The organism is Arenibacter amylolyticus, from assembly GCF_002150785.1.
GTDB classification, from domain to species: domain Bacteria; phylum Bacteroidota; class Bacteroidia; order Flavobacteriales; family Flavobacteriaceae; genus Arenibacter; species Arenibacter amylolyticus.
The window spans coordinates 21,782-37,773 of the sequence record NZ_MTAZ01000015.1 but is presented as its reverse complement, the minus strand read 5'-3'; the positions used below and the strand labels follow the sequence as shown (position 1 = coordinate 37,773).

Sequence of the window (15,992 nt, the reverse complement as noted above, 5' to 3'; positions counted from 1 at the left end):
ATTCATTATAGTATCTTTCCAACCTAAATCGGCTTTTTTTATGAGAAAATTGGAGTTGCATTGGCAAATTTTATTGGGAATGGTCGTTGGAGTACTTTTCGCTCTGGCAATGGTTCAATTTGAATGGGGACCTAAATTGGTATCAGATTGGATTAAGCCCTTCGGTAATATTTTCATCAATTCTTTAAAGCTCATAGCAGTTCCGCTAATCTTGGCTTCTCTAATCAAGGGCGTATCCGATTTAAAGGATATCTCCAAACTGTCCAAAATGGGCGGTAGAACCATCAGTATTTATGTTGTTTCAACGGTAATAGCCGTGTCTATCGGACTTACCATGGTTAATATAATAAAACCTGGAGCCTCTATCAGCGAGGATACCCGCAACGAACTGGTAGCGAATTATAGTGGGGATGCAGATTCCAAGATTCAACAAGCCCAACAACAAAGGGAGGCTGGACCCTTACAGGCTCTGGAAGATTTAGTGCCGAGTAATATATTCAACGCAGCCAGTGACAATGGCAATATGCTGCAAGTTATCTTTTTCGCCATTTTTTTCGGGATAGGATTAATTTTGATTCCGGAAGAAAAATCGGCCCCAGTAAAAAAGTTTTTTGACGGATTTAATGAGGTAATCCTCAAGCTGATAGACCTTATTATGCTAGCGGCCCCCTACGGTGTTTTTGCACTATTGGCCGCCTTAGTGGTAGAAGCACCTAGTTTAGACCTGTTTAAGGCATTGGGGTGGTATGCAATCTGTATCATTATTGGACTCATTCTGATGATTGGAGTGTATGTCTCAGTGGTTTATATAGTAACCAAGCGTACTCCTTCCTTTTTTATATCGGGAATATCGCCGGCACAGCTTTTGGCCTTTTCCACCAGCTCTAGTGCGGCTACCCTGCCGGTTACCATGGAGCGGGTAGAGGAGCATTTGGGCGTAGAGGAAGAGGTAACCAGTTTTGTGTTGCCTATTGGTGCAACCATTAATATGGATGGGACTAGCCTCTACCAAGCCGTTGCAGCCGTGTTTATTGCGCAGGCCTTTGGGATGGATCTAAGCTTTACCGCCCAGTTAGGAATTATTGCTACCGCTACCTTGGCTTCTATTGGAAGTGCAGCGGTTCCAGGTGCTGGAATGGTGATGTTGGTAATCGTATTGGCACAAGCGGGTATTCCTGAAGCTGGTTTAGCCCTTATTTTTGCGGTAGATAGACCTCTGGATATGTGTAGAACAGTAGTTAATGTAACTGGCGATGCCGCCGTTTCCATGATAGTGGCTAAATCCGTAGGTAAATTAGGAGATCCAAAGATTAGGGATTGGGACGATACTTATAAAATGAGAAATAAGAATAATGCATAGGGCTATTCTATGTTCTTTAAGGCCCTATTTTGTCTTGCTGGCTAAGAATTCCAAAGAAAGGTAGCACTGCAGCAACATCGCCTACCAGAATAGGCAAGAATAGTTAATCTATCTTAAATAATTTTTGAATCACTCTTGCTATAATCATATAGATTTTGATATATTTGTAGCGTTATATCTAAACACATATCCATCATGTTTGAATTTGACCAATATTTAGGGTTTTTAGCTTTTGCAGCCATTTTATTAACAGGTTTTTGGTTGATGATTTTCCTTATGACCTTTGTAATTCCCTACTGGATTGGAGGGTCTATTATTGAAGCTTTAAAAGAGAAACGCGAAGCAAAGAAAGCGCAACGCGAAGAATAATATATATAGTGTACAAACTTTTAAAAAAAAGGGAACCAGTCGGTTCCCTTTTTTTGTTGCTTTTCAACATCGTCCGTATTACCCTATCCCCTTCTATAATACCCCCTAGAAACTTTCCTTATATAGGTAGTGGTTTGTTGTAATGAGGGCGCCAAGGTCTCCCTTGCTCACTGCTAATGCACTTATGTTCTATAACTGCCTTGTAGTGTTCTTAATAGGTGATTACCTCTAACAGATAGGTTAGCTCAATACTCACTTAAAACCAGCCCAAAACTGATCTCATAATAAACTAGGAAGCTGGTTAATAGCTGCCATAAAAAAACCTGTGAAACTTTTAAGCTTCACAGGTTTTTTATACTGTAAGAGTTAAAGGATCCAGGTTAGCTTATCCTTCAAAATCCATTTCTTCACCACCCCCGTTCATTCCGGGTCTATTGTCTCTAGATCTTTGGTTTTGAGGCTGATTAAATCGATACTGGAAGGACAGTGTTATTTGTCTTTCTCTCCATTGGAACTCACTATAGGTGAATACATTTTCTGTCCTAGTTTCGCTTTTACGCATTCTGGAGTTAAAAATATCACTCACGTTTAGGGAGATGGAGCCTTTGTCTTTAAGGATGTCCTTGCTCAACGCCAAACCGGAGCTCAACATGCCTTTTCTGGTGCTCTGCGCATCCTTGGATGGACCTCTGTAAAAGACATTGGTCTGAAAATCAATTTTCCCTGGCAATGGTAATTTGGCACTAAATCTAGTGAACCATTCAAAGTTATTGGCGTCAAAATTTTGAACAATAGTTTCGTTCTTGCTATTTACATAAGTATAGTTTCCTTCTAAATCCCTTTGGTAGGCATTTAAGTTTAAAGATAACCTCCAGTTTCTTTTCGGGGTGTATGTAGTGGTAAACTCCATTCCATACCTATCTTCGGTTGCTAAGTTAATAGGACTACGCACCTGTACCGGAACTATAATTGGGTTATTGGGGTCATCGGGATTTTCTATGGATACAAAATCGCCCGTTTCCCTAGCAACAAATTGGAATACCCCTGTAGATCTGTTGAAATACCCAGAAGTGGTAAAGGACATTTTATTCCATCGTTTTAAATACCCTAGATCATAGGCATCTGTAAAGGTGGGGTCTAAATCTGGATTACCCTGAAATAGGTTTGTGTTACTAGACCTACTGGGGAAAGGATTTATAAACCTAGACCATGGCCTTCTTAGCCTCTTACTATAGCTCAATGTGACTTGTTCGGTCTCAGAAAATTCATATCCAAAAAATACGGATGGGAACCAGTTTACATAGTCTTTATTGGTAACATCATTGCTGTTTACCAATTCTATTTCTATATCGGAAGCTTCCACCCGTAGTCCAGCCAAAATACTGAATTTGTTAATTTTGGTTCCTAACTGTGTGTAGGCAGCGTTTATATATTCCTTATAGTTTAATTCGTTGGTAAAGTTGGGGTCATTGCTAAAGCTACCATCCGGCTGCAATAATCCAAAATCGAAATCTGTATTGTTGTTGTTGAAAGTACCGCGATAACCAAATTCAAATTGAGATTGATTGTCCTTCCCAAACGGGAGTACATAATCCATTTGAAGCAATTGTGAAACCTGTGTTTGGGCATCAATGGTTCTTTCGGTATCCAAATCTATATTGTCTCCCAGGATTATTTCCGATATAAGGGAATTCTCATCATCAACCCCTTTAGAATACTGGTAGTCGAACTTAAGTTCGTGACCGTCGTCATTAAATTTCTTCTGGTAGTTTAGTGAGTACTTAACCTCTTCCTCAAATTCGTCCTCTACCGTAAATCTATTCCTTCTGATAGTGGGATTTCTATCGGCGTCAAAATTGAAGAAATCTACGTTTACGGTATTGTCTCCGTTCGATTTTCCAAATACGAAAGAGTTGGTAATACTGCTAGTTTCGTCCAAAAACAATTCGAACCCTATATTGGTATTAAAGCTTTTATCCTTTCGCTGGTAATCCCTAATCTCATCCTGAAAACTTAAGGTATTCCCATTACTGTCAAAGTTCTCTTGTTGAAACAAAGCATTTCCTGGTCCACTTCTATAGCGGTAGGTTGTATTGGTGAAAATATTAAAGTTATCCCTTCTAAGGTTTAGACTTACCGCTCCACCATAATTATCCGGATGACCTGCATAAACATTCACAGACCCATTGAGTCCGGCAGTTTTGCTTTGCTTCAGTATAATGTTCAAAATACCTGCGGTACCTTCGGCGTCATAGCGCGCAGAGGGGTTGGTGATTACCTCCACCCTTTCAATAGCATCGGAAGGTAATTGCTGCAATGCCTCCGGACTTAAGCCAGAGAGGGCAGAAGGCTTGCCGTTGATCAATATACGAACGCTTTCGTTGCCACGTAAGCTTATGTTGCCCTCCACATCTACGGAGACAGAAGGTACATTGTCTAAAACATCGGTTACGGAACCTCCCCTAACGGTTAGGTCAGACCCTACATTATAAACCTTCTTATCTAATCGTAGTTCAACGGTTGTGCGTTCACCCACTACTTCCACTTCTGATAATTGCGCTACATCCAAACTCAATTGGATAACACCAAGGTCCGAAGGGGATCTTAAACTGTAATTATCTACTTTAAATGATCTGTAGGAGATGTATTCTATACTGAGGTTGTAATTACCGGGAGCTGCCTCTACATCAAACTTTCCGGAGGCATCTGTAATTCCCCCTGTAATTTGCGATGGATTGTTAACATTCTGTAAAACCAAGGTTGCGTATTCTAAGGGTTCCTGGGTTTCCTCATCAATGACAGTACCGGTAATATTTACTGGTCTTTGGGGTTCTTTGGGGCCTTGTGAATAAGCAGTTAATGCTAAAAGTAATAAAGTTACCGGAAGTAGTTTTCTCATATTAGTTATTTGATTTTTTCTTTCTTTTTTTACGCCTCTTTTTTTCTTTTACTTTTTTAAAACCATTTTCCTGAAGGGCTACAAACGCCTCGTATTTGTCTAAAGGGAGGCCTGCTCTAAGCTCTTCATCCTGGTTCTTGGTAATTCTTTCCATTCCTTCCCTCATTTTCTCTGGGGGCAATTTCAAGATCTGCATCTCTATACGCTCTTGCAGATATTTTTTTAGGATAGAGCTTACCACGGCTTCCTCAAATCCATTAAGGCTCAATTTCTCCGTAATGGAAGGCATTTCGGCATCTACAATTTGTTCTGCCGTTAAATTCTCAGGTTCCTTTGGTTTTTCCGTCGCCTGGGGAATCGTATTTCGTTGTCTTCCATATCCGTAGCCACTGCCGTAACCATATCCGTATTGCGCACTTAAAAACGGAAATGAGAGGAGCCCAAATAAAATGCTCAGTAAAAAACTTTTGTTTGTGTTCATAACGTTAACTGCTTAGTAAGAGTCTAAAATTAATTGAAGGTTTAACCGTTGAGGGTTAAAAGTATGTTAAATCGATTGAAAGCAAAACTAGACCTCATCTCCAAGAAAGAATATATCTAGGTTTAAGGGTGTGTTTAATGGGTGAATTGGTTACTCATTAAAAAGATGGAGCTGCTTAAAGCAGCTCCTTTATTTTTTCTGGAGGTCTACCCACCACCCCTTTATTTTGGGTTATTACAATGGGGCGCTCTATCAATTTTGGATTTTCTACCATAGCTGATAGTAATTCATCATCGTTAAGTTCCTTATCCTTATATTTTTCCTTCCAAATCTTCTCGTTGGTGCGTATCAGTTCCTTGGGAGTAATCCCTAGTGTATTAATGATGGCACTCAACTCCTGTTTGGTAGGAATGTCTTCCAGATACCTTACAATCTCAAAATCTTTCCCCGATTCTGTGAGGATGGCAACCCCTTGCCTAGACTTACTGCATCTGGGGTTGTGATATATCTTAATCATAATTTATCAAGTTTAAAAATTAATGGTTCAGGTCCTTGTTTTATAAATTAGCTAAATAAGGAATAGTGTTAATCATCATCTTTTTGGCCCATTAGCATTAAATAAGCCTTGAGGAAGCGATCTATATCCCCATCCATAACTGCATCAACATTACCAGTTTCCTCGCCGGTACGCACATCCTTAACTAATTTATAAGGGTGCATTACGTAATTACGAATCTGGGATCCCCATTCAATTTTCATCTTTGACGATTCAATTTCCTGTCGGGCTTCCATTTTCTTACGCAGTTCTATCTCATATAACTGGGATTTAAGCATGTTAAGGGCGGTAGCTCTGTTATCGTGTTGCGAACGAGAATCTGAACAGGAAATTTGGATCCCCGTAGGCTTGTGAACCAACTGCACTTTAGTTTCTACCTTGTTTACATGCTGACCTCCTGCACCGCTAGATCTGGCTGTGGTAATTTCTATATCAGCCGGATTCACGTCTACCTCTATACTTTCGTCTACCATTGGGTATACGTAAACAGATGCAAAAGAGGTGTGTCTTTTAGCATTACTGTCAAAAGGCGAAATACGGACCAACCTATGAACCCCATTTTCTCCTTTTAGCCATCCAAATGCATAGTCGCCGTCTATTTCCAAAGTCACAGTCTTTATCCCTGCAACATCACCCTCCTGGTAATTGAGTTCCCTTATTTTATAGCCGTGTTTTTCACTCCACATCATATACATACGCATAAGCATGGCAGCCCAATCACAACTTTCCGTTCCCCCGGCACCAGAGGTAATTTGTATAACGGCAGATAGCTCATCCCCTTCGGAGGAAAGCATATTTTTGAATTCTAATTTCTCCAAGGCCTCCAAGGTCCTTTCGTAGTGCTCATCCACTTCCTCTTGGGACATTTCACCTTCCTTGACAAACTCCAAAAACACCTCCAAATCATTTATCAAACTTTTCGCCCGATTATATTCGTCTACCCATTGTTTTTTGGATTGAATCAATTTTAAATGAGCCTGGGCTTCTTGCGGATGATCCCAAAAGTCCGGCGCCATGGTTTTTTCTTGCTCGTTCTCTATTTCAATAAGCTTGGCATCTATGTCAAAGATACCTCCTTAACGCACCAAGGCGATCCATAAGACTCTTATAATGGTCTGTGTTTATCATATTTTTCTCATTTTTAACAAAAATAGAACTTAAGTACGGTTGTACAATCTATTTTATATAAATTTAAAATTTCAATAGAGAGAATAATGAAACACCTAATTTTAGTTTGCTTTGCATTGTTTATCGGATGTTTGGGCGCCGAGGCTCAAATTCAAGAAAACAGGAAGAATTTCACGGAATTTAATGGTTTGTTCAACTTTTTATACGACCAAAATAATGACAAGGTCTATTTAGAGGTGGCAGAACTCGATAAAGAATTTCTTTATGTTTACTCCCTTAGTAGTGGGATTGGAAGTAATGATATTGGCCTAGACCGTGGGCAGTTGGGAGGCGAGCAGGTGGTGTACTTTAAAAAGGCAGGCAATAAATTACTTTTGGTGCAGCCTAACCTAAAATTTAGAGCACTAACCGATAATGATTTGGAAAAAAAATCGGTGAAGCAGGCCTTTGCAAAATCCGTTCTTTATGGTTTTAAAATAGAGGAAGAGGATAACGGAACATATACCATAGATTTAACGGATTTTTTAATGCAGGATGTGCATGGCGTGGTAAAACGGTTAAAAAATGCCAATCAGGGGTCGTATAGCCTAGATAAATCCAAAAGTGCAATGAATTTGGAACGCACCAAAGCGTTTCCTAAAAATATTGAATTCGATGTACTATTAACTTTTAGTGGGGAGGCACAGGGAAGTCATATACGTTCCGTTGCCCCCAATTCTTCTTTAGTGACCGTTTCCCAGCATCATTCCTTTATCCAATTACCGGATAATAATTTTCAGAAAAGGGTTTTTCACCCTGGATCTGGATCTTACGCTTTCAGTTATTACGATTATGCCACCCCAATTCAAGAACCTATACTTAAGCGATATATCCCCAGACATCGGTTAATAAAAAAGGACCCTGAGGCCAAGGTGAGCGAGGCCGTAGAGCCAATAGTTTACTACTTGGATAACGGTACCCCAGAACCAGTGCGTACGGCTTTACTGGAGGGTGCTTCTTGGTGGAATGAGGCCTTTGAGGCCATTGGTTTTAAGGATGCTTTTCAAGTGAAAATGCTACCAGCAGAAGTAGATCCTATGGATGTAAGGTATAATGTAATACAATGGGTACACAGATCTACAAGGGGGTGGAGCTATGGTAGTAGTATTAAGGACCCAAGGACAGGTGAGATTTTAAAGGGGCATGTTAGTTTGGGAAGTTTAAGGATTAGGCAAGATTTCCTAATTGCACAAGCCTTAATGGATAAACCTTTTGCCAAAGACGATACTAATCATGACCCGATGTTGGAGATGGCCTTGGCCCGTATTAGACAACTTGCTGCCCACGAGATAGGACATACCTTGGGTTTTGCCCATAATTTTGCTGCCAGCGCTAGTGGTAGAACATCGGTGATGGATTATCCGCATCCTGCCGTAACACTTAAACGGGGTAAAGTAGATTTCTCCAATGCTTATGACACCGGAATAGGAGAATGGGATAAGCTTACAGTGGCCTACGCATATTCCCAACTATCACCAGAGGAGGAAGGGGAAGCCTTAAAAGAAATACTTAGGGAGGGTCATAAGAAGGGGCTGCGTTTTATTTCGGATAGGGATGCTAGGGCAATGGGAGGAGCGCATGCTTATGCCCACCTTTGGGACAATGGAGACAATGTAACCAAGGAATTAGAAAATCTTCTGAAAATAAGAAAAGTGGCCATTTCTAATTTTTCTATTGATAATATTAGAACAGATGAACCTAACTCGGTTTTGGAAGATGTTTTTGTGCCGCTATATTTCTTTCATAGATACCAAATAGAGGCCGTTTCCAAGCTTATTGGGGGGATGGATTATAATTATACGGTAAAAGGTGACGAACAGACCACGGTTAAAACTATTGATAAAAGGGTGCAGGAAGAAGCGTTAAATACCTTGCTAATAACCTTGGATGCAGATGAAATAGCCATCCCTAAGGATAAATTAGCGCTATTTCCACCTAGAAGCATGGGTTACGGACGTACCCGAGAGTCTTTCAAAGGCCGTACAGGGGTTACTTTTGATGCCTTATCTGCTCCGGAAACAGCTGCCAACCATACCTTAGAACTGCTTTTGAATCCGGAAAGAGCTTCTAGATTAATAGTGCAAAAAAGCCTTAAGGATAGTGACCTTGGGCTGGGTGAGGTGTTAGCGTCAACCATTGCCGCCACTATAGGAAAACAGCACAGGGATTCTTACCTCAATCAAGTTCAACAGAATATTAACTATAGGGTGCTTTACCATATAATGAATTTGGCGACTCATAGGTCGGTGCACCCTCAGGTAAATGCAATCGCCAATCGGAAATTAGAGGAAATTAAAGCAAGCTTAGCTGGCAATAGCGATCCCAACGCCCAGGAGATGGTAAGAAGGATCGATGGATTCTATAAGCATCCAGAACTATTTGAGATATTTCCATCCCCAGTAATTCCGGATGGTTCTCCAATAGGAATGGACTGCATCCAGTTTCATTAGTACGCTATTTAAATGTCATTACAACTCTTATGAAAATCAACCTAATCAGTGATACTGTTACCAAGCCTACGCCTGGAATGCTAAAAGCAATGATGTCTGCCCAAGTGGGGGACGATGTATTTAAAGAAGATCCCAGTGTAAACCATTTAGAGGAAAAAATAGCCGAAATGTTTGGAATGGAGGCTGCTTTATTCTTTCCTAGTGGCACCATGGCCAACCAAACGGCAATAAAGCTACATACCCAGCCTGGCGAACAATTAATCTGCGATAAATATGCCCATATCTTTAATTACGAAGGGGGAGGGGTTAGTTTTAACAGTGGCGTATCCTGTAAATTAGTAGACGGACATAGGGGAATGATGACGGCCACACAGGTGGAGGCGTCTATAAATCCCCCAGACTTCTATCATAGTCCCCTTACTACCCTGGTTTCCATAGAAAATACCACCAATAAGGGTGGCGGTGCCTGTTGGGACTTTAAGGAGTTAAAAGCTATACGAGAGGTGTGCGATCGGCATTCCCTTAAGTATCATTTGGATGGTGCTCGTTTATGGAATGCACTGGTCGCCAAAAATGAAACTACCCAACAATATGGGGAGCTGTTCCATACCATCAGTGTATGTCTCAGCAAAGGATTAGGATGTCCCGTGGGCTCTGTGCTCCTTGGGGATAAGGAGTCTATTAATAGGGCCCTTAGGATAAGAAAGATTTTTGGAGGAGGCATGAGACAAGCCGGATTTTTAGCGGCAGCCGGAATTTATGCCTTGGACAATCACAGGGAAAGATTGGAAGAAGATCATGCAAAAGCCAAGGAAATTAGCAGTTTGTTACAGTCTATACCCTATATTAAAAAAGTGGCTCCTACAGAAACGAATATTGTTATTTTCGAGATTGATGAAGAGCAAAGAAGTATAGAAGACTTCATGGAAAGTTTAAAAAAACACCACGTTCAACTCATCGGTATGGGACAGGGTAAACTTCGAATTGTTACGCATTTGGATTATACCGATGCTATGCACAAAGAGTTTATGAAAATACTACCGCGACTATAAAAATTAGGGTTGGGGGTCTGGTAAGTTGGAAATTATGTTCTTAAGGTTTTTAATTCCATTTTCCATCCCCGCCTCCGAACTGTAGAACAGGGAGTTGCCAATAAGCTTGCCATCATTGTCATTAAAGAGGAAAAAGAATTTCCCATTGTAATTGGTCTTTCGCTCAAAGGAAGCATGACGATTGCTCCACTCCTTTAATCTCGCTATGGTTTGCTCCATTAGGTGCTTATCGTTAAAGGGAACGCTGTGTAAAAGGGTCTGTCCTTCTTTGGACTGTACATTAAAGGTATAGGTGTGGTCCGACTCTTTTCTTATCTGTATCATTGGCTACATGTCTTTTTCTAAAGTTACATAAAATATGTTAATGAAGGTCATCCTAGACTTTTTGTAGCTATCCTTTCCAAGAAGGTGTTTTATGTACTTTAGTTTGGTATTGGGTTAAGGTTTAAACGGATAAAAAACACTGTTACAGGTATTTCCAATAACTTTAGAGAACCTATGGAAACACCCTTACTCCAATTTAATGAAAAAGGCCTTTATTGTAAAAAAGCCGACGTATATCTAGACCCTTGGAAACCTGTAGACCGGGCCATAATCACCCACGGACATGCAGATCATAGCCGGTGGGGGAATAAGGAATACATTACCCACCATAACAATGTTCCTATTATTAAACATCGGTTAGGGGATATTAATGTCCGGGGGGTGGAATACAATGAAAAGTTTGTGGTGAACAATGTTTCTTTTTCCCTACATCCAGCCGGACATATTATAGGTAGTTCCCAGGTAAGGGTAGCACATAAGGGAGAGGTTTGGGTTTTTTCTGGGGATTATAAACTTGAAAACGATGGGGTGTCTACCCCCTTTCAACCAGTAAAATGCCATGCTTTTATTACCGAATGTACCTTTGGTATTCCTCCTTTTAAATGGTTGCCACAAGAAGAAGTTTTTCAAGATATAAACCAATGGTGGGCCGTAAATAGGGAAGAAGGCAAAACGTCTGTCTTATTTGCATATTCCTTGGGCAAGGCGCAGCGCTTGTTAAAACATTTAGATTCCTCCATTGGCAACATTTATACCCATGGTGCCATAGAGAATATGACAGAAGTGCTAAGGGATCAAGTAGCGTTCCCACCTACCACTCTAATTACTAGGGAAACAAAGAAAAAGGACCTATTGGGAAGTTTAGTCCTGGCGCCCCCTAGTGCTCATGGAAGCTCATGGATACGAAAAATGGTTCCCTTCGTAACTGCCTCGGCAAGTGGATGGATGGCCTTTAGGGGTGCCCGCCGTAGAAGGGCCATCGATAAAGGATTTGTGCTTTCCGATCATTGTGATTGGGAGGGATTGTTAACTGCCATAAAAAGTACCGGCGCCAATAAGATCATTGCTACCCATGGCTATACGGAGATATTTTCCCGATACCTAAGGGAGCAAGGGTATGATGCTAGAACAGAACAGACGCAGTTTACAGGTGAGCTAGAAGAGTTGAACAAAGCAAAAGAGGAGGAGGAAATGCCATGAAATTATTTGCCAGCCTAATACGGAAATTAGACAGCACTAATAAAACTACTGCCAAGGTAGCGGCTTTGATAGATTATTTTAAAGTCGCCCCAGATTCCGATAAGGTGTGGGCTATTGCTATTCTTTCCCATAGGCGTCCGCCTAGACCTGTAAATACTACGCTGATTAGAAGTTGGGCGGCCCAATTGGCAGACATCCCCCTGTGGCTGTTTGAAGACTCTTATCATATTGTCGGAGATTTAGCCGAAACCATAGCCTTGATTATCCCTGCTTCTCATGAGAAGAACGAAAAAAGTTTATCCCGCTTTGTGGAGGATATTATAGCGCTTAAAAACTGGAGCGAACAAGAGAAAAAGGAATATTTGTTGGATAACTGGTCCAAGCTACCGTATTATGAGCGGTTCATCTTCACCAAACTCATAACAGGAAGCCTAAGGATAGGAATCAGTCGGAAATTAATGACTCGGGCATTATCCGTAGCTACGAATATAGAGGAAGATGTGCTGGCCTATCGCTTAATGGGAAACTGGGACCCAAGTACTACAACATTTTATAATCTTGTAATTGAACAAAGGGAGACAGACCTTGTCTCCAAACCCTATCCCTTCTACCTGGCCTATCCCTTGGAAGGGGTGGTAGAGGATCTAGGTGAGGTTTCAGATTGGTTTATAGAACATAAATGGGACGGAATCCGTGCCCAAATAATAGTTAGGAATCACGAAGTCTTTGTTTGGAGTAGGGGTGAGGAATTGGTAACGGATAAATACCCAGAATTTCACCCAATGCCCGGCATCATTCCCAACGGTACGGTGCTAGATGGGGAGATCTTGGCTTTTCCCAGGGGGAATATTGGTTCGTTCAATGACTTGCAGACCCGTATCGGTAGAAAAAACGTCACTAAAAAACTATTGAATGACACTCCTGTGATAATAAAGGCCTATGACTTATTGGAATGGCAGGGAAAAGATATCCGAAATTCACCCTTGGAGAAACGCAGGAAATTGTTAGAGGGATTATGGAATATTGATGGGATAGGGGAGCTGCCTATTCATCTTTCGGAAATAAGCCAGGTAAAGAATTGGAAGGAGGTAGCTGCTGAAAGATCTAAAGCGCGTGAAAATAGGAGTGAGGGCCTCATGCTAAAAAGGAAGTCGGCCACCTACAGGGTGGGGCGTAAAAAAGGGGACTGGTGGAAGTGGAAAGTAGACCCACTACGCATAGATGCAGTGCTTACCTATGCCATGCGTGGACATGGCAGGAGAACCAATTTGTTTACAGACTACACCTTTGCTCTCTGGGATAAAGAATTGGGGGAATTGGTCACTTTTGCAAAAGCGTACTCTGGCCTAACGGATGCCGAATTTAGAAAAGTGGATGCGTGGATTAAAAGGAACACCCTAGAACGTTTTGGACCAGTTCGTAGCGTTACCCCACAGTTGGTTTTTGAAATAGCCTTTGAAGGGGTGGCGCTTTCCAAACGACATAAAAGCGGAGTGGCAACACGGTTTCCTAGAATAGTTAGATGGCGCCAAGATAAAAAGGCCGAAGAAGCCAATACCTTGGAAGATTTAAAAAAGATGATTCCCATTCCGAACCTATCATGAATAAAAAAAACTTGTACCGTATTGCTGATAATTGGTTTAAGAACCAAGATTGGAAACCTTTTCCTTTTCAGAAACAGGCATGGGATGCTTATTTGCAGGGCAAGAATGGTTTGTTGAATGCTCCTACGGGTAGTGGAAAGACCTATGCCCTTTGGGTACCTATTGTTCTTGATTATATAAGGGAGCATCCCAACTATAAAACTCAAACCCATAAAGGCGTATGGGCAATTTGGGTGACCCCCTTGCGGGCATTATCCGTAGAGATAAAGAATGCTACACAGCGGTTTGTAGATGATATTGGGGTTCCCTTCACGGTTGGAATTAGAACCGGGGATACCAGTAAAAAGGAACGTGCTGCACAAAATAGGCGATTACCTAATTTATTGATCACTACTCCAGAGAGTCTACAGCTATTGTTGTCCTCCAAGGGGTATGATAAAAAAATGAATTCCTTGGCAGCAGTGGTTACAGATGAATGGCACGAATTACTGGGAAGTAAAAGAGGGGTACAAATGGAACTGGCACTTTCCAGAATTAAAACCGTGGCCCCAAAATTACGTATTTGGGGTATTTCTGCTACCATCGGAAACTTGGACCAGGCTAGGGAAGTTTTGTTGGGGCCAGGATCCGAATCCTTTCAAAATTCGGTGTTGATCAAGGCTAAAATCAATAAAAAGATCAGGGTTAAATCCATTATTCCCAAAAAAATGGAGCTATTCCCTTGGCGTGGGCATTTGGGACTACATTTATTGGAAGAGGTAATTCCTATCATAAAAAGCAGCAAGACTACCTTGTTATTTACCAATACCCGTTCCCAATGTGAAATTTGGTTTCAAAGAATTCTGGATAAACACCCAGAGCTAGCAGGGGAAATGGCCATGCACCATGGTAGTATCAACAAAGAAACCAGAAAGTGGGTAGAAAATGCCATCCGCGAGGCAACTTTAAAGGCAGTGGTCTGTACTTCCAGTCTAGATTTAGGGGTAGACTTTGCTCCGGTAGAGACCATTGTCCAAATTGGTGGACCCAAAGGGGTTGCACGTTTTTTACAACGGGCAGGACGTAGTGGACATCAACCGGGGAAAGAAAGTGTAATTTACTTTCTACCTACTCATGCTATGGAATTAATAGAAGCGTCAGCACTTCAAAAAGCGGTAAAGTCGCAAAAGGTAGAAGAGAGAATTCCCTATCTAAATAGTTACGATGTTTTAGTGCAATATTTAACCACCTTGGCAGTGTCGGACGGATTTTATCCAAAGGAAATATACCGGGAAGTCACTACTACATTTTGTTATAGATCCCTAACGCCTGAACAGCTGGGGTGGATCTTAAATTTTATTACCCTGGGAAGCCAGAGCCTTCAGGCCTATGACGAATTTAAAAAAGTGGAGATTGAAGAAGACGGGCGGTATAAAACAAATAATAGGGGAGTGGCTATGAGGCATCGATTGCAAATAGGAACCATAGTAAGCGATGCAGTATTAACGGTGAAATTCTTAAAAGGAGGCTATATTGGTTCCATAGAAGAGTGGTTTATATCCAAACTAAAACCGGGAGATGTATTTACCTTTGCGGGCCGAAATTTAGAACTTTTTAGAGTGAAGAACATGCAGGTTCTGGTTAAAAAAAGCAAGGAGCGCTCCTCCATTGTCCCTAGTTGGATGGGAGGAAGGATGAGCCTGTCTTCGGAAATGAGCCAGCTGCTAAGGGAAGAGCTCTATGCGGTGGCAGAACTGTTGAATAGCGACCAACATAATTATTCGGAGAATAATGGTGAAACCAAAAAACAGGGAAAACATGGGCTATCCAGGGAGCTCAGGTCCTTAATACCGATTTTTAAAAGACAGGTAAAAGAAAGTATCGTCCCGGGGCCAAAGCAACTTTTGATAGAAACCTTTAAGACCAGGGAAGGGTATCACAATGTATTTTATCCCTTTGAAGGAAGATTTGTACATGAGGCCATGGGGAGTTTATTAGCGTATCGCATCAGTCTTTTATCCTCTATTACCTTCTCTATTGCATTTAATGATTACGGATTTGAACTCCTCTCCGATCAGGAGTTGGACATGCAGCAGGTGTTAGATAATGAGCTGTTTTCCAGTAGATTTGTAAAAAGTGACTTGGAGAAAAGTCTTAATGCTACCGAGATGGCCCGACGCAAATTTAGGGATATCGCTGTCATAGCAGGTTTGGTGTTTACCGGCTTCCCTAATAAATTGGTAAAAAGTAAGCACTTGCAATCCAGTGCCCAGCTGCTCTTTAGTGTGTTTAATGATTATGAACCAGATAATCTATTGTTGAAACAGGCTTATACGGAAACTTTTGAGCATCAATTGGAGGAAGGGCGATTGCAATTGGCCCTGCAACGAATTGAAAAGCAGACTATAATTTGGAAAACCTGTACCAAGCCAACCCCTTTTTCATTTCCGATTATTACCGATAGATTAAGGGAGAAACTTTCTTCCGAAAAATTGGCGGATCGAATTAAGCGCATGTTATTACACTTGGAAAAATCGTAATTTTATAACCC

12 protein-coding genes are annotated in these 15,992 nt (G+C 41.3%); 7 read left to right on the top strand and 5 right to left on the bottom strand.

Annotation, left to right across the window (positions count from 1 at the left end; genetic code table 11):
- Window positions 1–40 precede the first annotated feature (40 nt).
- Complete coding sequence (locus tag BV214_RS07535) at window positions 41–1,360, top strand: dicarboxylate/amino acid:cation symporter (RefSeq protein ID WP_086476893.1); 1,320 nt, start codon at window positions 41–43, stop codon at window positions 1,358–1,360.
- A 195-nt stretch (window positions 1,361–1,555) separates the two neighbouring features.
- On the top strand, window positions 1,556–1,729 hold the full coding sequence (locus tag BV214_RS16755; protein WP_086476892.1) for a hypothetical protein: 174 nt from the start codon (window positions 1,556–1,558) through the stop codon (window positions 1,727–1,729).
- Window positions 1,730–2,114: 385 nt separating this feature from the next.
- Here BV214_RS16755 and BV214_RS07525 read toward each other — a convergent pair whose 3' ends face one another.
- The 4 genes from BV214_RS07525 to prfB all read right to left on the bottom strand — a co-directional run bounded on the left by BV214_RS07525 (window position 2,115) and on the right by prfB (window position 6,793).
- Complete coding sequence (locus BV214_RS07525; protein WP_086476891.1) at window positions 2,115–4,628, bottom strand: TonB-dependent receptor domain-containing protein; 2,514 nt, start codon at window positions 4,626–4,628, stop codon at window positions 2,115–2,117.
- 1 nt (window position 4,629) lies between these two features.
- Complete coding sequence (locus BV214_RS07520) at window positions 4,630–5,109, bottom strand: hypothetical protein (protein WP_086476890.1); 480 nt, start codon at window positions 5,107–5,109, stop codon at window positions 4,630–4,632.
- Window positions 5,110–5,284: 175 nt separating this feature from the next.
- A complete protein-coding gene (arsC, locus tag BV214_RS07515) occupies window positions 5,285–5,626 on the bottom strand; it encodes an arsenate reductase (glutaredoxin) (RefSeq protein WP_086476889.1) in 342 nt (113 codons plus the stop codon).
- Between the two features lie 68 nt (window positions 5,627–5,694).
- A protein-coding gene (prfB, locus tag BV214_RS07510) for a peptide chain release factor 2 (RefSeq protein ID WP_140157738.1) occupies window positions 5,695–6,793 on the bottom strand; the annotation gives its coding sequence in 2 pieces (ribosomal slippage) (window positions 5,695–6,729 and window positions 6,731–6,793; 1,098 coding nt in all).
- An 86-nt stretch (window positions 6,794–6,879) separates the two neighbouring features.
- On the opposite strand from prfB, the gene BV214_RS07505 reads away from it, so the two are divergent.
- Complete coding sequence (locus BV214_RS07505; RefSeq protein WP_086476887.1) at window positions 6,880–9,282, top strand: zinc-dependent metalloprotease; 2,403 nt, start codon at window positions 6,880–6,882, stop codon at window positions 9,280–9,282.
- Window positions 9,283–9,311: 29 nt separating this feature from the next.
- Window positions 9,312–10,334 carry a threonine aldolase family protein gene (locus BV214_RS07500; RefSeq protein WP_086476886.1) on the top strand — a complete coding sequence of 341 codons (1,023 nt, stop codon included), beginning with the start codon at window positions 9,312–9,314 and terminating at the stop codon, window positions 10,332–10,334.
- Window positions 10,335–10,337: 3 nt separating this feature from the next.
- Here BV214_RS07500 and BV214_RS07495 read toward each other — a convergent pair whose 3' ends face one another.
- Window positions 10,338–10,658, bottom strand: coding sequence for a YegP family protein (locus tag BV214_RS07495; protein ID WP_086476885.1), 321 nt, complete (start codon window positions 10,656–10,658; stop codon window positions 10,338–10,340).
- A 174-nt stretch (window positions 10,659–10,832) separates the two neighbouring features.
- Between BV214_RS07495 and BV214_RS07490 the strand changes: the two genes are divergently transcribed.
- The 3 genes from BV214_RS07490 to BV214_RS07480 are packed head-to-tail and all read left to right on the top strand — an operon-like array spanning window position 10,833 to window position 15,981.
- Window positions 10,833–11,858 (top strand): ligase-associated DNA damage response exonuclease, encoded by a 1,026-nt coding sequence (locus tag BV214_RS07490; protein ID WP_086476884.1) that lies wholly within the window; start codon window positions 10,833–10,835, stop codon window positions 11,856–11,858.
- Window positions 11,855–13,462 carry an ATP-dependent DNA ligase gene (locus tag BV214_RS07485; RefSeq protein WP_086476883.1) on the top strand — a complete coding sequence of 536 codons (1,608 nt, stop codon included), beginning with the start codon at window positions 11,855–11,857 and terminating at the stop codon, window positions 13,460–13,462. Before BV214_RS07490 ends, BV214_RS07485 begins: the two co-directional genes overlap by 4 nt.
- Entirely contained in the window at window positions 13,459–15,981 is a 2,523-nt protein-coding gene (locus BV214_RS07480; protein WP_086476882.1) for a ligase-associated DNA damage response DEXH box helicase, read from the top strand. The genes BV214_RS07485 and BV214_RS07480 overlap by 4 nt, the downstream gene beginning before the upstream one ends.
- Window positions 15,982–15,992: the final 11 nt, after the last annotated feature.